We start from the raw sequence: 17771 nt of genomic DNA on the forward strand, positions 1-17771 counted from the left end.
GCGACGGGGCGGCCGGGATGCCAAGCGGAAGGGCATCGCCCGCCGCACCCGCCCCATGCCCGATCCGCTCTGGACCGCCCCCGGCGCGGCGCCCTAGGAAGGATGGATGAATCGCAACCTTCCCGCCGCCGAGGGCGCCACCCCGGCGATGGCCCAGTGGTTCGCCGCCAAGGCCGCGCATCCGGACGCGCTGGTCTTCTTCCGGCTCGGCGATTTCTTCGAGATGTTCTTCGACGACGCCATCCTGGCCGGGGAGGTGCTGGGCCTCGCCACCTCCCACCGGGGCGAGCACAACGGCCAGCCCATCCCCATGGCCGGCGTGCCGGCCCATGCGCACGAGGCCTATCTCGCCCGGCTGCTGCGGCGCGGCTACCGCGTCGCGCTCTGCGACCAGATGGAGACGCCGGAACAGGCCAAGGCGCGCAAGGCCAGCACCATCCGGCGGGAGGTGGTGCGCATCGTCACCCCCGGTACGGTGACCGAGGATTCCCTGCTGGAAGGCGGCCGCCCCTCCTGGCTGCTCGCCCTGGCGGAGGGAGGGGGAGAACGCCTGGGCGCCGCCTGGCTCGACATCTCCACCGGCATGGTCTGCACCGAATCCGTCCTGCCGGCCGAGGCGGCGACGCTGCTCTCACGGCTGGAGCCGGCGGAGATCCTGGCCCCGCCTGCCCTGGTCGCCAGCGGCGCGCTGGCCGGCTGCGGCGAGCGGCTGCGCGAGACGGCCCCGCCCCGCGACCCCTCCCGCATCGCCCGCGCCGCCTGGGAGGTCGCCAGCCTGGACGGCTTCGGCGCCTTCTCGGAGGAGGAGGTGGCGGCGCTGGCCATGGCGCTCGACTATGTGCGCGCCACCCAGGGGGGCACCCTGCCCCGCCTCGCGCCGCCGGAATGCTGCGGCGAATCCCGCCTGCTGCGGATGGACGCTGCGACACGCCGCTCGCTGGAGATCCTGCGCTCCGAGCGCGGCGATGCCGAAAGCTGCCTCTTCGCCGCGGTGGACCGGACGCTGACCGGCGCGGGGGGGCGGGAGCTCGCCGCCCGCCTCGCCGCCCCGCTGGCCGAGGCGGAGCCGATCCGCGAGCGGCACGAGGCGGTCGGGTTCCTCCTGAACGACAGCCGCCTGCGCGCCGCCCTGCGGCAGGGCCTGCGCGGCGCGCCGGACATGCAGCGCGCCCTGGCCCGGCTTTCGGTCGGCCGCTTCTTTCCGCGCGACCTCGCCGCCATGGCCGAAGGGCTGGGCCGGGCCGAGAGCATCCGCCAGGCGCTGGACCGGGCGGAGGGCGTGCCCCTGCTGCTGCTGCGCGCGGCGAAGGCCCTGCTGCCGGGGAACTCCCCCCGGGCGGAGCTGGCCCGTGCCCTGGCGGAGGACCTCCCCTCCCGCTTCGAGGACGGCAACGCCATCGCCACCGGCTATGACGGGCAGCTCGACGGGCTGCGCCGGCTGCGCGACGGCGCGCGCGAGGCGATCCTGGAGATGCAGCGCGAGCTGGCCCAGGCCTGGGGCGTGGCCAGCCTGAAGATCAGGCACCACCAGCAGTTCGGCCATCTGGTGGAGGTCCCCGCCGCCGCCGGGGAGGCCCTGCTCCGCGCGAAGGCCCAGGAGGGGCCGCACGCCCCGATCCACCGCCAGACCATGGCCAATGCCCATCGCTTCACCTGCGCCGCCCTGGCGGAGCTGGACCGCAAGCTCTCCTCGGCGCGGGAGGAGGCGGCGCGGCGCGAGGCGCGGGTGGTGGCGCATCTGCGCCAGCTCTGCCTCGACGCCGCCCCGGGCATCGCCGCCGCCGCCACGGCCCTGGCCGAGATCGACGTGCAGCAGGCGGCGGCCGAGCTCGCCGCCGGAGGCGGCTGGTGCCGGCCGGAGATCTCGGAGGGCACCGGCTTCCGCGTGCGGGGGGCCCGCCACCCGGTGGTGGACGCCGCGCTGCGCAAGGCCCGGGGCCCGGCCTTCGTGCCCAACGACGCCGATCTTTCCCCCGGCCGCCGCCTCTGCCTGCTGACCGGGCCGAACATGGCGGGCAAGTCCACCTTCCTGCGGCAGAACGCGCTGCTGGTGGTGCTGGCCCAGGCGGGGCTCTTCGCCCCGGCCGAGGAAGCGCGGATCGGGCTGGTGGACCGGCTCTTCTCCCGCGTCGGCGCCGCGGACGACATCGCCGGCGGCCGCTCCACCTTCATGGTGGAGATGAGCGAGACGGCGGTGATCCTGAACCAGGCCGGCCCCCGCTCCCTGGTGATCCTGGACGAGGTCGGGCGCGGCACCGCCACCTGGGACGGCCTCGCCATCGCCTGGGCGGTGCTGGAGGCGCTGCACGACCGGCTGCGCTGCCGCGCCATCTTCGCCACCCATTTCCACGAGCTGACGGCACTGTCCGGCAAGCTGCCGGACCTCGCCCCCGCCCGGATGGAGGTGCGCGAGCACCGGGGCCGGGTGGTCTTCCTGCACACCGTGGCGCCGGGGGCCTCGGAGCGCTCCTGGGGCCTGCACGTGGCCCGGCTGGCCGGCGTGCCGCGCGCGGTGGTGGCGCGGGCCGAATCGGTGCTGGCGGCGCTGGAGGCCCGGGCGAAGGGCCTCGACCCACTGGAGGAGGAGCTGCCGCTGCTGCGGGCCGCTCGGCCGGACCCCGTGGACCCGGCACCGCAGCATTTTTCGCCGGGTGTTGCATGGGATGGGAGATTCCATACGGACCCGGAACCAGCGGCCCCGGACAAGGCCCTGCGCGAGAGCCTGGAGGCGATGGACCCCGATGCCATGTCCCCGCGCGAGGCCCTGGAGGCCCTCTACCGGCTCAAAAGCCTCGCAGGTGCAGCGGAGGTGACTGTCAAGTCGCCCCAGCCCATCCTATCTTCACGTTGATGAAACTCTTCGGCGACAGCCAGGACACCGCGGCAGCCTGCTCCCCTGAGGACATGCAGGCCCTGATCGATGCTCTGCTTCCCCCGGCGGGCTCCGGCGGCGGGATGGAGGCGCGCACTCCCGTTCCCCGCGACGCCGCGCTGCTGCTGCTGCGCCGCCGCCTCGGCCGGGTGCAGTCCAGCGTGCAGGAGGAGTTCGAGGCGGGCGCCCTGCCCGGGCTGATCGCCGGCCGCCGCCTCGGCGCGCTGATGGACGGGCTGATCCGCTCGATCCACGACTACAGTCTCGCCGTGGTGGGACAGGCGGAGGGCGAGCCCGCCTTCGCCCTGGCCGCCACCGGAGGCTATGGCCGCGGCGTGCTGGCGCCCTTCAGCGACATCGACCTGCTCTTCGTCTCCCGCCAGCCGCTGGGCGCCAGCGGGCAGCGGATGGTGGAGTTCATGCTCTACCTGCTCTGGGACCTGGGGCTGAAGGTCGGCCACGCCACCCGTTCCATCGCCGAATGCCTGGAGGATGCGCGCGCCGACGCCACGGTGCAGACGGCGCTGCTGGAGGCCCGCTTCCTGTCCGGCGAGCAGCCGATCTTCGCCGAGTTCGCCGAGGGCTTCGCCACGGCCCGGCGGGAATGGGGCATCGGCCAGTTCTTCGCCGCCAAGCGGACGGAGCGGCAGCAGCGCCACAAGCGCTACGGCGACAGCCCCTATCTGGTGGAGCCTCATATCAAGGAGGGGCGCGGGGGCCTGCGCGACCTCCAGACCATGTACTGGTTCGCCAGCTATGCCTTCGGCACGCAGAAGATGTGGCAGCTCGTCGGCAAGGACAGCCCGGGCGGCGGCCTGCTCACGGCCGACGAGGCCCGCGCCTTCCGCCGCGCCTGGAGCTTCCTCTGGACGGTGCGCTTCCACCTCCACTACGTCACCGGCCGTGCCGAGGAACGCCTGACCTTCGACCTGCAGCCGGTGGTGGGCGCCCGCATGGGCTATACCCGGCACGGCAAGCAGGACGGGGTGGAGCGCTTCATGAAGCACTTCTTCCTCACCGCGCGGGACGTGGTGCGCCTGTCGCGCCTGCTGGAACCGGCGATCGAGCGCGCCACGATGGGGCCGCCGGCGCTGGTCCCCGCCGGCAGCCCGGATCTCGCGGCCGCCGGCGTGGCGCTGGCGGACGGCAAGGCGATCTTCGCCGCCGGCCACGACATCGCCGCCGACCCGGCGATCATGCTCCGCCTGCTCTGCGCCGCCCGCGACCATGGGCTGGAGCTGCACCCCCTCACCCAGCGGGCGCTGATCCGCTCGGCCCGGCATGCCTCGAAGCTGCGCGACGACCCGGCGGCGGGGGACCTGTTCCTGAACCTGCTGACCGGCCCGCATTCCGCCCGCTGGACCCGCGTGCTGAACGAGGTCGGCTTCCTGTCCCGCTACCTGCCGGACTGGGCGCGCATCGTCGGGCTGATGCAGTTCGACACCTACCACGTCTATACGGTCGAGGAGCACACGATCGAGGCGCTGCGCGTCCTCAACGGGCTCGACGAGGGCGGGCTGGACAACATCGCCCCCGTGGCCTCCGAGCTGATCGGGCAGATCCAGTCCCGCCGCGCGCTCTATGTCGCGACGCTGCTGCACGACATCGCCAAGGGCCGGGGCGGCGACCATTCCGAGCTCGGCGCCGCCATCGCCCTCGACATCTGCCCGCGCCTGGGCCTGACGCCGGAGGAGACGGAGACCGTCTCCTGGCTGGTGCTGAACCATCTCCTGGTCAGCCAGACCGCCTTCAAGCGCGACATCGACGACCCCAAGACCATCCTCGACCTGGCCGAGGTGGTGCAGTCGCCCGAGCGGCTGCGCCTGCTGCTGGTGCTCACCGTCGCCGACATGCGCGCCGTGGGCCCCAAGGTCTGGAACGGCTGGAAGGCCACCCTGCTGCGCGAGCTCTACTGGCGCGTGGCCGAGGTTCTGGCCGGCGGGCTTTCCGTGCCGGAGCGCGACGTGCGCGTGGCCCGGGCCAAGCAGGCCGCCGCCTCGCTGCTCGCCGAATGGCCGAAGGAGGCGGTGGAACGCTTCCTGGGCGCCGGTTATCCGGGCTACTGGCTTTCCTTCGACGCCGCCACCCATGCCCGGCACGCCACCATGATGCGGGAGGCCGAGGCGACCGGCGCCCCCCTGACGGTGCGTACCCGCGTGCTGGAATCCCGCGCCGTGACCGAGGTGACGGTCTATGCCGCCGACCATCCGGGCCTCTTTGCCCAGGTCGCGGGCGCGCTGGCGCTGGGCGGGGCGAGCATCGTGGACGCCCGCATCCACACCATGACCAATGGCATGGCGCTCGACACCTTCTGGGTGCAGGACGCCAATGGCGGGATGCTGGAGGCGCCGCACCGCCTGGCCCGGCTCTCGGTCCTCATCGAGCAGGCGCTGTCCGGCCAGATCCGCCTGCTGAACGAGATCCGCAAGGTGCGGCGCGAACCCTCGCGCCTGCGCGCCGTGACCGTCCCGCCGCGCGTGGTGCTGGACAACCACGCCAGCGCCTCCCACACCGTGATCGAGGTGAACGCGCGCGACCGGCCCGGCCTGCTGCACGACGTCACCACCGCGATCAGCGAGCAGGGGCTGCAGATCGCCTCGGCCCATATCACCACCTATGGCGTGCGGGCGGTGGACGTCTTCTACGTGAAGGACGTGTTCGGCCTGAAGGTGGAGAACGAGCGCAAGCTGGCCTCGCTGCGTTCCGCTCTGCTGGGCGCTCTCTCCCCGGTGGCGGAGCGGATCGCGGAAGGCCCCGTGGCGGTGGTGGGCGCCGCTTCCTGATGCCCCCTCCCCCACAACCCGCACCCCCGCCCGGCGTTGTCCTCCTTTGAGGAGGCTTCATCCATGGCCGAAGAGACCCTGAGCGAGGAATTCAAGAACTGGGGCGGCGGCACCAAGACCGCGCGCCCGTCCAATGTCGGGCCGCACGACCCCAATGACGAACAGCACGACCCGAAGAGCAAGGGCGTGAACCCAGCCGACTACGAGCGCGAGACGGAGGATTCGGTCGCCGGGAAGCCGGGCGAGAAGAGCAGCGGCCCGGTGAATATCGGCGTCCGCCAGGACACGGCCGGCGAGGGTCAGAAGGATTCCCCGGGCGGGAAGGACTGATCGCGGGGCGAAGGCCCCGGCCGGGCCTTGCCATAGCCCCCTCGTTCACCGGAACCTGGATCGGGCTTTACCCCTGGGCGAGAGGCAGCGCCTCTCGCCCAGAGCCGGACCGGGCTCCTGTCCGTGTCAGGCCATGTCGGGCTGACGGGCAAGGCGCGGCACCGGCGAGCGTGACAGCACCAGGAACTGCGCGGCGAAACCCAGCGACGAAGCCCAGAGACAGGCTTCCATGCCGCCCTGGCTCGCCAGCAGGGCCCCCAGTGCCGCGCCAAGCGGACGGGCGCCGAAGGTCGCCGTCACGATCGTGGCCGAGACCCGGCCCAGCAGCCCGGGTGGCGTGACGGATTGCCGCAGGGTGGTGGTGGCGATGGTCCAGAGGATCGGCCCCGCGCCGAAAAGCAGGCAGGACATCCCCGCCAGCGCGGCGCCGGGCCAGGTGCCCGGCGGGCAGGCCAGGGTCGCCAGCATCAGCAGCGAGGCCAGCAGCGCCCCCAATGGCCCCAGGGCGATGGTCGCCCCGAAGGTCAGCCTGTGCATCAGCCGGGGCGCGACCACGGCACCCGCCACCATGCCTAGCCCATAGAGGCCCAGGGTCAGGCCGACTCCCCCGGCCCCCAGCCCGAGCCGTTCCACCGCATAAACCACATAGACGGCCTGGAGCAGGAACCAGGCGGTGTTGAACAGCGTCGCCGTGACCAGCACCGGGCGCAGCAGCGAATGCGACAGCACGAAGCCTGCCCCCTCTCGTAGCTCGGCCAGGGGATGGCGCCGTTTCCGCTGGCCCCTGCCCTGCCCCGTGCCGTCCGGCAGACCGCGGAGCAGCAGTGCCGCCAGCAACGACAGCGCCGTGGCCAGGGCATAGGCCGGCGCCGCCCCGGCCCAGCCTACCACCGCGCCGCCCAGGGCGGGACCGGCGGCAAAGGCGGTGCTGCGCGTCAGTTCCAGCCAGCGGTTGGCCATGGCCAACCTGCCGGCCGGCACCAGGGACGGCACCAGGGCCGGTGCGGCGACGCTGTAGGCCACCGTGCCGGCGGCCCCCAGGAAGCCCAGCACCGCCAGCCAGGGCAGGGTCAGCGCCCCACCGAGCAGCAGGAGCAGGATGACGAGCAGCGCGGCCGCGCGCAGCACCTCCGCCCCCAGCATGAGGCAACGGCGGGAGGTACGGTCCGCCAGTACCCCGGCGGGCAGCGACAGCAACAGGAAGGGCAATGTCTGTGCGGCCTGGAGCAGCCCGGTCTGTGTCGCTCCCGCCCCCAGCAGCAGCACGGCGGCGAGCGGCGCGGCGGACAGGGCGATCTGTTCGGAGAACTGGGCCGGAAGGCTGGACAGGGCGAGGCGCCGGAAGCCGGCGGGCAGGGGGCCGGAACGCTGGTCCGGGCCATGGCCGGGGTCATGGCTTGGGCGATGATCTGGCACGGGTCCCGTGATCTCCTGGATGACGGAGAGGGACCCTAGGCGGCGGAGCGCCCGCCCCGCCTTCCGCCCGTTGCGCCCGCATCCGGAGCGTCAGCGGGATGCGGCTGGTGGCTACTCCACCACGAAGACCGCGAGTTCCACCCGATCCGGCCGGCGGATGCCGGTGGCCAGGAAGAGAGGCCGGGTCAGCCAGGCATGCGCCGCGGCGGCGGTCTCGAAGCGTGGCGCCGTGCGGAAATAGACCTGCTCCGGTGGCACCGGCTCGCCCCGCGTGATGCGGGCCATGACCTCGGGCGGGCCATGCCGCACGCCGGTGTTCACGACATAGACGAGCGCCCCGTCATCCAGTTCCACCACATAGCGGGCCTCCAGCGTGGTGTAGCCGTCCGCCCTGATCACCTGGAAATCCGCCCCCGCCGGCAGGATGCGGCCGGACAGGCGTGGCCCCCGGACCGAGCCGCCCAAGATCGGCACGACCCGGCGCAGCCCCTCGCCGGTCTCGCCCACGGCGATGGGCTCCCCCACCTCCACCGCGATATCGGCGACATGGTTCAGGGCGGGTGGCGTCATGGTCCTGTCCTCGCAGGGGATGTTTCCGTCCCGCCGTCATCCGCCCGCCCGGCCCGATCCACAAGACGCGAGAACCGGGGTGCCCCCCCAAGGCCGGCACTTGGCGCCCACGCCGCTCAGGGGCAAGGATGCGCCCTGGCAGGCCCGGCAAGGGAGACCATCCGAATGATCCTGATCGGCCAGTACGATTCGCCCTTCGTCCGCCGCGTGGCGGTGGCCCTGCGCCTCTACCGGCTGGGCTACGAGCACCAGCCCTGGTCCACCTTCGGCGATGCGGAGCGGCTGGCCGCCATCAACCCGCTGCGCCGCGTCCCCGTGCTGCTGCTCGACGATGGCGAGGCGCTGATCGAGAGCGGCGCGATCCTGGACCACCTAGACGAACAGGCATCGCCGGACACGCGGCTGATCCACGCCTCCGGCGCGGAACGGCGGCGCATGCTGCGCCTCTGCGCCCTGGCCACCGGCCTCTGCGACAAGATGGTCAGCCTGATCTACGAACGCATCCTGCACGAGACGGTCTCGGAACGCTGGGTGGCGCGCTGCGAGGCGCAGATCCGCGACGTGCTCGCGGTACTGGAGGCGGAGCGGGCGCGCGAGCCCGCGCCCTTCTGGAACGGCGTGGCACCGGGCCATGCCGATATCGCCCTGGGCTGCGCGCTGCGCTTCCTCGCCGAGGCGCATCCGGCGATCCATGGCGACGGCGGCGCGTGGCCCAGCCTGGCGGCCCATGCGGCGCGTTGCGAGGCACTGGATGCCTTCGCGGGCGTCGTGCAGGTCTTCGATCCGCCGAAGCGCTGAGCCGCGGCTATTCCGGCCAGGAGAAGCGGATGTTGTTGTCGCGCAGCCCGGCCAGCACGACCTCGATGCCGCCGGAACGGATCATCCAGTCCAGCCGGTGGTCGCGGTATTCCCGCCGCTGGGGCAGGAAAAGGGGACGCCCTGATCCGATCCTCCGGGCGGGCTCCTCACCCCGCCAGCCTGATCTCCCGCGCGGCGGTGTAGAGCGCCAGCCGCCGCGCCGCATTCGGCGCCAACCCATGTTCGGCGACATTCTCCACCGGCGGCAGGCGGTCCGCGAGATGGCAGGCGGCGAGGTGGCCCGGATCGCCCCCCAGCGGTCCGGTGGGCGCGCGCAGCTCCGGGTCCTGCTCCCGGCAGACCGCTTCGGCATGGGGGCAGCGGGTGTGGAAGCGGCAGCCGGAGGGCGGGTTGGCCGGGCTCGGCAGGTCACCGCCCAGGGGCGTGACCGAGCCGCGCAGAGCCGGGTCGGGGCGCGGGATGGCGGACAGCAGCGCCCGCGTATAGGGGTGGCGCGGCGCGGCGAAGAGGGCGCGCTTCTCGGCGACCTCGACGATGCGGCCGAGATACATCACCGCCACGCGGTCGGCCATGTGCTTCACCACCGCCAGGTCGTGCGCGATGAAGAGATAGCTCAGCCCGAAGCGCGCCTGGAGGTCCTTCAGCAGGTTCACCACCTGCGCCTGGATCGAGACGTCGAGCGCCGAGACGGGTTCGTCGCAGACCAGCAGGTCTGGCCGCACGGAAAGGGCCCGGGCGATGCCGATGCGCTGCCGCTGCCCGCCGGAGAATTCATGCGGGTAGCGCCCGGCATGGAAGGGCCGCAGCCCGACCAGCGAGAGCAGCTCCTGCACCCGCGCCTGCCGTGCGGCGCCGTTGCCCATGTCGTGCACCGCCATCGGCTCGGCGATGGCGTCGCCCACGGTCAGGCGCGGGTTGAGGCTGGCGAAAGGGTCCTGGAACACGATCTGCATCCGCCGGCGCAGCGCCCGCAGCGCGGTGCCGGAGGCCGTCGTGACATCCTGGCCGTCGAAGCGGATCGTGCCGGCGCTGGGCTCGATCAGCCGCATCACCAGCCGCGCGGTGGTGGACTTGCCGCAGCCGGATTCCCCCACCAGCGCCAGGGTCTCGCCCCGGTTCAGGCGGAATCCGACGCCATCCACGGCGCGGACGGCGCCGATCTGGCGGGCGAGCACGATGCCCTTGCGGATGGGATAGTGCTTGGCGAGGCCCGAAACCTCCAGCAGCGGCGCGGTCATGCCGCCAGTTCCGTGGCGAGCGCGTCGAGCGGCGCGCGCAGGCAGGCGGCATGGTGACGGTGCGCCACGTCGCGCAGCGGCGGATCGGCGCTGCGGCAGATCTCCAGCACGAAGGGGCAGCGCGGGTTGAAGCGGCAGCCCTTGGGCAGCGCGAAGGGCGGCGGCACCGCGCCGTCGATGGCGAGCAACCGGTCGCGCTCCTCGTCCAGCCGCGGCACGCTGCCGAGCAGCCCGATGCTGTAGGGGTGCTGCGGGTCGTTGAACAGGCTCGCGGCGGAACAGCGCTCCACTACCCGCCCGGCATACATCACCGCCACCTCGTCGGCCATTTCCGCGACGACGCCCAGGTCGTGGGTGATCAGGATGATCGACATCCCCGTCTCGGCCTGAAGGTTCCGCAGCAGGTCGAGGATCTGCGCCTGCACCGTGACGTCGAGCGCGGTGGTCGGCTCGTCGGCGATCAGCAGGCGCGGGCGGCAGGCCAGCGCCATGGCGATCATCACCCGCTGCCGCATCCCGCCCGACAGCTCGTGCGGATACTGCTCGAAGCGCCGTTCCGGCGCCGGGATGCGGACCTGGCGCAGCGCCGCGATGGCGGCGTCGCGCAGCGCGCGGTCCGAGGCCGTGCGGTCATGCACGCGCATCGCCTCGGTGATCTGCCTGCCGACGCTGTGCACCGGGTTCAGCGAGGTCATCGGGTCCTGGAAGATCATGGCGATCTCCCCGCCCCGGATCTTCCGCATCTCGGACTGGGAGAGCGCGGCGAGGTCCCTGCCCTCCAGCAGGATCTTCCCGGCGCCGATCCGCCCCGGCGGCGGCACGAGGCCCATGATGGAGAGCGAGAGCATCGACTTGCCGCAGCCGCTCTCCCCCACGATGCCGAGCGTGCGGCCACGCGGCACGGCGAGGTCCACCCCGTCCACGGGCGAGACCAGCCCCTGGCCGGTGCGGAAGCTGGTGCGCAGCCCCTCGATGCGAAGAAGGTCCTGGGATTCTTCCCTGGGCATGCGGATTCCTCAGGACCAGCGGAAGGTTGGCGGGGAGATCTGCTCCACCGGCCGGTGCGCCCAGTCGCGCCCGGGGGCCTCGGCCACCACGCGCTTCTGCGCCTCGTTCAGCCGTTCGGCGGCCCCGGCGAAATCCATGGTCAGCACCTTGCCGTCGCGCACGGCGCAGGTCCCGTCCACGTAGACGGCGCGCAGCGCACGCTCGGAGGCCGCATAGACCAGGGAGCGCAGGGGGTCGCGGCGCGGCTGCATCAGCGGGTGGGTGACGTCCACCAGCACGAAATCGGCCCGGCAGCCGGGGGCGAGGCGGCCGATATCCTCCCGCCCCAGCGCCTTCGCCCCGCCGGTGGTGGCGGCCTCGAACAGCTCCTGCGTGGTGACGGCGCGCGGGTCGGTCGCCTGGGTGCGGGCGAGATAGGCGGCCAGCCGGATCTCGTCGAGCATGTTGTGCGGATAGGTGTCGGTGCCCAGGCCCATATTCACCCCGGCACGGCGGTAGCGGCCGAAGTTCTTCATGGTGATGCCGCGCCGCGCGAAGACGGTCGGGCAATGCGCCACGCTGGTGCCCGTCTCCGCCAGCCGCTTCAGGTCGGTGTCCGTGTGCCAGCGCGTCGAGGGATGGTCGTCGAGGAAGATGCCATGGCCGATGATGGCGCGCCCGTTCAGCAGCCCCATGCTGTCGAGCCAGCCGATCGGCGTCAGCCCGTGGCGGCGGGTGATTTCGTGGAACTCCACCACCGACTGCGCGGCATGGATCTGCCAGGGCAGGCCGCGGGCCTTCGCCTCCTGCTGGCTTTCCCGCATCAGCCCGGGCGAGACGGTGTCGATCTGCGCCGGGATCACCATGCCGGACAGGCGGCCGCATTCATGCTGCGCGGCGCGGTCCACCAGGCGCAGCGCCTCCGCCATGGCCTTCTCGCCACCCGCCTCGTCCCACTCGTACTCCACCACATGGCCGTTCTTCGTGTACCAGCGGGCGGAGCGGAACATCGGTGCCACGACGGCGCGCAGCCCGCTTTCCGCCAGCAGGTCGAGCCATCCGTCATAGGGCACGGACAGGTCGGCCACGGTGGTGACGCCGGACAGCAGCAGCTCGCTCAGCGCCACGCGGGCGCAGTCGGGCACCGCATCCTCGCCCGCGCGGAAGATCGGCATGAACTCGTAGAGCGAGGAGTTGTAGAGGCCGGGCGAGCCGATCTCGTCCAGCAGCCCCTTGTTCATCGGCTCGCTGGACGGGTGCGTGTGGATGTTGACGAGGCCGGGCATGACCATCAGCCCCGCCCCGTCGATCACCTCCTCCGCCGGCCCGTCATAGCCCCGGCCGACGAAGCGCAGCGCGCCGCCCTCGAAGGCGACGTCGCCGCCGGTCAGGTAGGCATGGGTCTTCGCGGCCTCGTCCCAGGCCAGGACGACATCGGCGTTGCGGATCAGCGTGACGGCCATGCCCGGATGCTCCTCAGCGTGTCAGCCTGATGTCGAGGCCCTTGTACAGGGCCGCGCCATAGACGCCGTGCGGCCGCGCGCCATCCACGCGCTGCGAGGTGGCGAGCCAGAGCTGCTGGCGCACCAACGGCACCCAGACATTGGCCGCGGTGATCTGCTCCTGCACCTCGCCGATCAGCTTGGCGCGGTTGGCCGGGTCGGTGGCGGTGCGGGCGCCGAGCAGGTTCCTGTCGGTCTCCTCGTTCACCCAGTTCATCCGGTTCGGCGTCGGACGGTTGGCGCTGGGGAAATAGAGGGACAGCGCGTCCGTCGCCGAGAGATAGGGATAGGACATGGTGAAGGCGTCGAATTCCTGCGTCGCCAGCTTGCCCCAGGCCACGGTGGCGTCCCAGAGCTGGATCTTCATCTCGATGCCGATGCGGCGCAGATCGGCCTGCATCGCCTGCATCATGCTGTTGTTGGTGCCGTTCTGGATGCCGTAGAGCAGGAAGCTCGCGCGCTGCCCGTTCTTCTCGCGGATGCCGTCGGAACCGGCCTTCCACCCGTCCTCGTCCAGCAGCCTGCGCGCGCCATCGACATCGAAGGAGGGCTGCAGCTTCGCCGCGTCAGGGTCGAAATCCTGCACCTTGGGGTTCAGCAGGGTGTTGGCGGGCTCGCCGGCGGAGAAGAAGACGGCCTTGGCGATCGGGCCGCGGTCCACCGCCATGTTGATGGCCTTGCGGATCACCGGGTCGCTGACCACCGGCTTGTCCACCTTGAAGCCGACGAAGTAGTCCCAGAAATAGACCGGCTGCTGCTGCAGCTTCACGGTCGGGATCTTCTTCAGCCCTTCCAGCGCGAAGAAGGGGATCTCCTGCACCACATCGGCCTGCCCGGTCTGCAAGGCGGCGAGGCGGGTATTGGCCTCCGGGATCACGCGCCAGATCACCTTGCCGATCTGCGGGCTGGGGTTCCTGTAGATCGGCGGGCCCCAGTTGTAGCCCTCATGCCTGTTCAGGACGAGGTCCTGCCGCGGCGTCCAGCTCCCCCAGCAATAGGGGCCGGTGCCGTTGAAGCCCTGCACGCCGAAATTCTGCCCGAGCTTCTCCACCGTCGCCTGATCGACGACGGAGCCGAAATACATGGTGAGCTGGGTCAGCAGCTCGGAGAAGGGCTCCTTCAGCTCGTACTCGACGGTGTGGTCATCGACGGCACGGACCTCCTTCACCTGCCCGGCGCGCCACTTCGAGGGGCTGCGCGTGGCCGGGTCGATCCAGCGGTTGATGGAATAGACCACGTCCTTCGCCGTCATCGGCTTGCCGTCGCAGAACTTCACGCCCTGCTTCAGCTTGAAGGTGTAGAGCTTGCCGTCCGGGCTGACCGTCCAGCTTTCGGCGAGGCCCGGCTTCACCGTCTTCTGGTCCCAGTCCATGGAGACCAGCGTGTCGGCCATCATGTAGATGGCCCAGCCCGCCGACTGCGAGGTGGTGCGCGCCGGGTCGTAGTTGTCGGCGTCGATCTCGCGCAGCGCCACCAGCGTGTCGCGCGGCGCGGCCTGCGCCCAGGCCCCCGCCACGGGCATCAGGGCCGAAAGGGCGAAGGCGCTTCCGAGAAGCGCGGCGCGGAGGGTCGGACGCATGCTGGGAACTCCCGGAAACAAGGTGGAAAGGGGTGTCAGCGGCGCAGCCGGGGATCGAGCGCGTCGCGCAGCGCATCGCCCAGGATGTTGAAGCCCAGCCCGACCAGGAAGATCAGGACACAGGGGATCACCGCGATATGCGGCGCGAAGAACAGGAAGTTCCGCCCCTCGCTCGCCATGGCGCCCAGCTCCGCCAGCGGCGGCTGCGCCCCCAGGCCGAGAAAGGACAGCGCGGCGCCGAGCAGGATCACCTGCCCGAAGCGCAGCGTGGTGAAGACGAAGATCGGCGACAGGCAGTTGGGCGCGAGATGCCGCAGGATCAGCCGCGTATCGGACATGCCCGTGGCCCGCGCCGCCTCGATGTAGTCCTGCTGCATCACGCCCAGCGCCGCGCCGCGCGTGATGCGCGCCATCAGCGGCACGGTCGCGACCGACAGCGCCAGCACCACGGCCCAGATGCCCGGCCCGAAGATCGCCGCCAGCGCCAGGCCGAAGAGGATGGCGGGAAAGGACAGCAGCACGTCCATCAGCCGCATCAGCAACCCGTCGATGCGGCGCCAGAAGGCGGCGGCGAAGCCCACCACCATTCCCGTCACCCCGCCCAGCACGACCGAGGCCAGGCCCATCAGCAGGCTCATCCGCAAGCCGTAGAGCAGGCGCGTGACCATGTTGCGCCCCTGCGCGTCCGCCCCCAGCCAGAGGCCGGGTGCCGCGCCCGGCGGCTGCATCGCGAGCGACAGGTCGTTGTCATAGGGATCGGTCGGCGCGAGCCAGGGCGCCAGCACCGCGGCACCGACCAGCAGCACCACCAGCACCAGCGCGGCGGCGCCGACCGGATCGCGCAGCAGGCGGCGGAACAGGCCGGGGCCGCGCGCCACATGGGCGTCGATGGCGGCGAGCTCCGGCTCGGCGACCTTGATGGCCGCCTCGGGCAGGACGGCGCTCATGCCGCGCGCATCCGCGGGTCGAGCGCGACGTAGAGCACGTCCACGGCGAGGTTGATCAGGATGAAGCCGAGGGAGAGCACCAGGATCGTCCCCTGCGCCATGGGAAAGTCGGAGGACAGGATGGCGCCGACCGCCAGCCGCCCGACGCCGGGCCAGGAGAATACCGTCTCCGTCACCACCGCGCCGCCGAGCAGGAAGCCGATCTGCAGCCCGATCAGCGTCACGATGGGGATCAGCGCGTTGCGCAGCCCGTGCCGCATCACCACCGCGAACTCGCCGAGCCCCTTGGCCCGGGCGGTGCGGACGTGTTCCGCCCCCATCACGTCCAGCACCGCCGTACGCGTCATCCGCGCCACCGGCCCGACGAAGGCCATGCCCAGGGTGATGGCGGGCATGGCGATGGCCAGCAGCCCGTCCATCGTCCAGAGCGGCCCGCCCCGCCCGGTGAAGGGCAGGAGCTGCCACTGGAAGCCCACCACCCAGATCAGCATCAGCCCGATAAAGAAGACCGGCAGCGTGGCGCAGGCCACGGCAAAGGCCATCACCGTCCGGTCGAACAGCGTGCCGCGCCAGTAGGCGGCCGCCGTGCCCATGGCGATGCCGAGCGGGATGGACCAGACCAGGCAGGCGAACATCAGCTCCAGCGTCGGGCCGATCGTGTCGCCCAGCTCCTGCGTCACCGGCATGTTGTTGATGATGGAAACGCCCAGGTCGCCCTGCGCCAGCCGCCCGACATAGGCGCCGAACTGCCACCAGAGCGGCTTGTCCAGGCCCAGGTCCTGCCGGATCGCGGCGATCACCTCCGGTGTGGCGGTCGGGCCGGCCCGCACCGTGGCGGGATCGGTCGGCACCACCTGCATCAGCAGGAAGCCGACCAGCAGCACGCCGACCAGGACGGGAATGGCCAGCAGCAGCCGTTGCAGCGCGTGCCGGAGCATCAGCCGGCCCCGCTATCGCCCGGCCGGCCCCTCACTGGGCCGCCCCTCACTGCGCTGCCCCTCACTGGGCCGCCTCGGCCATCAGCGCGCCGTGCCGGTCGAAGATCGCCTCGCCGCCGCGCAGCGTCAGGTCGGCCTTCACCTCCCGCACCGCCTCGGGCTCCAGCGCGAAGATGTCGGCGGACAGCACCGCCACGTCGGCCTGCATCCCCACTTCCAGCGTGCCGCGCCGGTCCTCGGCGAACTGCGAATGCGCGCCGCACCAAGTGTAGCAGTGGACCGCCTCCTCGATGGTGAGGCGCTGGTCGGGGCCGATCACCGTGCCCTTCACCGTCTGGCGCGTCAGCATGGGATAGAGGCCGACGAAGGGATCGACGGTGCAGACCGGGCTGTCGGAGGAACCGGGCGGGTTGTGCCCTTCGTCGAGCCAGGTGCGCATGGGATAGGAGGCGGCGGAACGCTCCATGCCCAGAACCTTCAGATAGACCTCGCCGAACTCGTAGATGAAGGTCGGCTGCGGCACCGGGATGATGCCGCGCGCCTTCATGCGCCGCCGCTGGTCCGCGTTCAGGAAGCCGCAATGCTCGATGCGATGGCGCCGGCCAGGCACCGGCATGTCCGGCGTGTCGGCGGCCTCCATGCCGGAGAGGATCTGCTCGATCGCCGCATCGCCGATGGCATGGATGTCGAGCTGCCAGCCCTGGCGGTGGTACTTCGCCAGCAGCGCGTGCTGCTCCGCCTCGGAAAAGCAGAGGATGCCGGTGCCTCCGCCGGCGGAGGCGAGATAGGGCTCGAAGAAGGCCGCGGTCAGCCCGCCCGCCGAGCCGTCGGCGAAGGTCTTCACCGCGCCCCAGGCCAGCATGTCGTGCCTGTGGTCGGGCCGCAGCCCGGCCTCCCAGGCCTCCGCCGCGATGCCCTCGGGATTGCCCGCCAGCACCTGCCACATGCGCTGCATCAGCCGCCCCTCGGCGAGCGCGCGGCGATAGGCGGCGATCTCCGCCATGCCGGCGGTCATGCCGACATTCATGTCGCTGGCCGAGGCGAAGCCGCGCGCGGCGAGGTCGCGCCCGGCGCGCTCGATCGCCGCCACCATCATGTCCTCGGAGGGCTCGGGGATCGCCTGCTTCAGCAGCCCCTGCGCGCGTTCCTGCAACAGCCCGGTCAGCGCGCCGCCCTTCCGCTCGATGGCGCCGCCCTGCGGGTCGGGCGTGTTGTGGCCGATCCCCGCGCGCTTCAGCGCGGCGGTGGAGGCCACGCCCATATGGCCGCAGGTGCGCACGATGTAGACGGGATGCTCCGGCGCGGCGGCCTGCAGTTCCTCCGCCGTCGGATGCCGCCCGACATCGAGCACGAGATGGTCATAGCCGCGCCCGACCACCCATTCGCCCTTTGGCGTGTGCGCCGCGGCGGCACGGAGGCGGGACAGCAGCTCGTCCAGCGTCTTCACGCCGTCATCCGGCCGCAGGTTCGCCTGCACCAGGCCGAGGCCATAGGGCAGCAGGTGCATGTGCGCCTCGTTGAAGGCGGGGATCGCCGCACGGCCTGCGAGATCGACACGCCGCGTGCCCGGCGCGGCGGCACCCTCGACATCCGTCCGCGTGCCGACCGCCGCGACCTTGCCGTCGCGCAGCAGCAGCGCCTCGGCGAAGCCACCCGTGTTCCCCTGCGCCAGCCCGCGGAAGATCCGCCCGCCCGTCAGAAGAAGATCGCCGCCCATGCTTCCGCCCCCAGCAAACATCCTGCCGCTTCCCGCCATCGTCCCGTGGCGCGCATGGGCTCGCGCGGATTCG

13 protein-coding genes are annotated in these 17771 nt (G+C 71.8%); 4 read left to right on the top strand and 9 right to left on the bottom strand.

Annotation, left to right across the window (positions count from 1 at the left end; translation table 11 throughout):
- Nucleotides 1–106 precede the first annotated feature (106 nt).
- The 3 genes from mutS (at nucleotide 107) to BT98_RS0110660 (ending at nucleotide 5985) form a co-directional block, all read left to right on the top strand.
- Nucleotides 107–2851 carry a DNA mismatch repair protein MutS gene (mutS, locus tag BT98_RS0110650; RefSeq protein WP_019460766.1) on the top strand — a complete coding sequence of 915 codons (2745 nt, stop codon included), beginning with the start codon at nucleotides 107–109 and terminating at the stop codon, nucleotides 2849–2851.
- A 53-nt stretch (nucleotides 2852–2904) separates the two neighbouring features.
- Nucleotides 2905–5655 (top strand): [protein-PII] uridylyltransferase, encoded by a 2751-nt coding sequence (locus BT98_RS24010; protein WP_019460765.1) that lies wholly within the window; start codon nucleotides 2905–2907, stop codon nucleotides 5653–5655.
- A 63-nt stretch (nucleotides 5656–5718) separates the two neighbouring features.
- Nucleotides 5719–5985, top strand: a complete 267-nt coding sequence (locus BT98_RS0110660; protein WP_019460764.1) for a hypothetical protein — start codon at nucleotides 5719–5721, stop codon at nucleotides 5983–5985.
- A 126-nt stretch (nucleotides 5986–6111) separates the two neighbouring features.
- Here the strand turns inward: BT98_RS0110660 and BT98_RS0110665 are convergent, their stop codons facing one another.
- Together BT98_RS0110665 and BT98_RS0110670 are read right to left on the bottom strand one after the other, a co-directional pair.
- Complete coding sequence (locus tag BT98_RS0110665) at nucleotides 6112–7401, bottom strand: MFS transporter (RefSeq protein ID WP_019460763.1); 1290 nt, start codon at nucleotides 7399–7401, stop codon at nucleotides 6112–6114.
- A 111-nt stretch (nucleotides 7402–7512) separates the two neighbouring features.
- On the bottom strand, nucleotides 7513–7971 hold the full coding sequence (locus BT98_RS0110670) for a DUF3237 domain-containing protein (protein WP_019460762.1): 459 nt from the start codon (nucleotides 7969–7971) through the stop codon (nucleotides 7513–7515).
- A gap of 165 nt (nucleotides 7972–8136) precedes the next feature.
- On the opposite strand from BT98_RS0110670, the gene BT98_RS0110675 reads away from it, so the two are divergent.
- Nucleotides 8137–8769: a glutathione S-transferase family protein gene (locus BT98_RS0110675; protein ID WP_019460761.1), complete on the top strand. Its 633-nt coding sequence runs from the start codon at nucleotides 8137–8139 to the stop codon at nucleotides 8767–8769.
- A 167-nt stretch (nucleotides 8770–8936) separates the two neighbouring features.
- Here BT98_RS0110675 and BT98_RS0110685 read toward each other — a convergent pair whose 3' ends face one another.
- The 7 genes from BT98_RS0110685 to BT98_RS0110715 form a co-directional block, all read right to left on the bottom strand.
- Complete coding sequence (locus BT98_RS0110685) at nucleotides 8937–10028, bottom strand: ABC transporter ATP-binding protein (RefSeq protein WP_019460759.1); 1092 nt, start codon at nucleotides 10026–10028, stop codon at nucleotides 8937–8939.
- Complete coding sequence (locus tag BT98_RS0110690) at nucleotides 10025–11035, bottom strand: ABC transporter ATP-binding protein (RefSeq protein WP_019460758.1); 1011 nt, start codon at nucleotides 11033–11035, stop codon at nucleotides 10025–10027. The genes BT98_RS0110685 and BT98_RS0110690 overlap by 4 nt, the downstream gene beginning before the upstream one ends.
- 9 nt (nucleotides 11036–11044) lie before the next feature.
- Nucleotides 11045–12478: an amidohydrolase family protein gene (locus tag BT98_RS0110695; RefSeq protein ID WP_019460757.1), complete on the bottom strand. Its 1434-nt coding sequence runs from the start codon at nucleotides 12476–12478 to the stop codon at nucleotides 11045–11047.
- A gap of 13 nt (nucleotides 12479–12491) precedes the next feature.
- Nucleotides 12492–14096 (bottom strand): ABC transporter substrate-binding protein, encoded by a 1605-nt coding sequence (locus tag BT98_RS0110700; protein ID WP_019460756.1) that lies wholly within the window; start codon nucleotides 14094–14096, stop codon nucleotides 12492–12494.
- A gap of 35 nt (nucleotides 14097–14131) precedes the next feature.
- Nucleotides 14132–15043, bottom strand: a complete 912-nt coding sequence (locus BT98_RS0110705; protein WP_019460755.1) for an ABC transporter permease — start codon at nucleotides 15041–15043, stop codon at nucleotides 14132–14134.
- On the bottom strand, nucleotides 15040–15981 hold the full coding sequence (locus BT98_RS0110710) for an ABC transporter permease (protein ID WP_019460754.1): 942 nt from the start codon (nucleotides 15979–15981) through the stop codon (nucleotides 15040–15042). Before BT98_RS0110710 ends, BT98_RS0110705 begins: the two co-directional genes overlap by 4 nt.
- Before the next feature lie 61 nt (nucleotides 15982–16042).
- Nucleotides 16043–17698: an amidohydrolase gene (locus BT98_RS0110715; protein ID WP_027297211.1), complete on the bottom strand. Its 1656-nt coding sequence runs from the start codon at nucleotides 17696–17698 to the stop codon at nucleotides 16043–16045.
- Between the last annotated feature and the right edge of the window lie 73 nt (nucleotides 17699–17771).

The sequence above is a fragment of the Roseomonas mucosa ATCC BAA-692 genome (assembly GCF_000622225.1).
Taxonomy (GTDB): domain Bacteria; phylum Pseudomonadota; class Alphaproteobacteria; order Acetobacterales; family Acetobacteraceae; genus Roseomonas; species Roseomonas mucosa.

What these genes read in the sequence shown, in the direction of transcription:
- mutS (WP_019460766.1), top strand. Translation starts at nt 107, where the DNA reads ATGAATCGCAACCTTCCCGCCGCCGAGGGCGCCACCCCGGCGATGGCC.
- BT98_RS24010 (WP_019460765.1), top strand. Translation starts at nt 2,905, where the DNA reads ATGCAGGCCCTGATCGATGCTCTGCTTCCCCCGGCGGGCTCCGGCGGC.
- BT98_RS0110660 (WP_019460764.1), top strand. Translation starts at nt 5,719, where the DNA reads ATGGCCGAAGAGACCCTGAGCGAGGAATTCAAGAACTGGGGCGGCGGC.
- BT98_RS0110670 (WP_019460762.1), bottom strand. Translation starts at nt 7,971, where the DNA reads ATGACGCCACCCGCCCTGAACCATGTCGCCGATATCGCGGTGGAGGTG.
- BT98_RS0110675 (WP_019460761.1), top strand. Translation starts at nt 8,137, where the DNA reads ATGATCCTGATCGGCCAGTACGATTCGCCCTTCGTCCGCCGCGTGGCG.
- BT98_RS0110685 (WP_019460759.1), bottom strand. Translation starts at nt 10,028, where the DNA reads ATGACCGCGCCGCTGCTGGAGGTTTCGGGCCTCGCCAAGCACTATCCC.
- BT98_RS0110690 (WP_019460758.1), bottom strand. Translation starts at nt 11,035, where the DNA reads ATGCCCAGGGAAGAATCCCAGGACCTTCTTCGCATCGAGGGGCTGCGC.
- BT98_RS0110695 (WP_019460757.1), bottom strand. Translation starts at nt 12,478, where the DNA reads ATGGCCGTCACGCTGATCCGCAACGCCGATGTCGTCCTGGCCTGGGAC.
- BT98_RS0110700 (WP_019460756.1), bottom strand. Translation starts at nt 14,096, where the DNA reads ATGCGTCCGACCCTCCGCGCCGCGCTTCTCGGAAGCGCCTTCGCCCTT.
- BT98_RS0110705 (WP_019460755.1), bottom strand. Translation starts at nt 15,043, where the DNA reads ATGAGCGCCGTCCTGCCCGAGGCGGCCATCAAGGTCGCCGAGCCGGAG.
- BT98_RS0110710 (WP_019460754.1), bottom strand. Translation starts at nt 15,981, where the DNA reads ATGCTCCGGCACGCGCTGCAACGGCTGCTGCTGGCCATTCCCGTCCTG.
- BT98_RS0110715 (WP_027297211.1), bottom strand. Translation starts at nt 17,698, where the DNA reads ATGGGCGGCGATCTTCTTCTGACGGGCGGGCGGATCTTCCGCGGGCTG.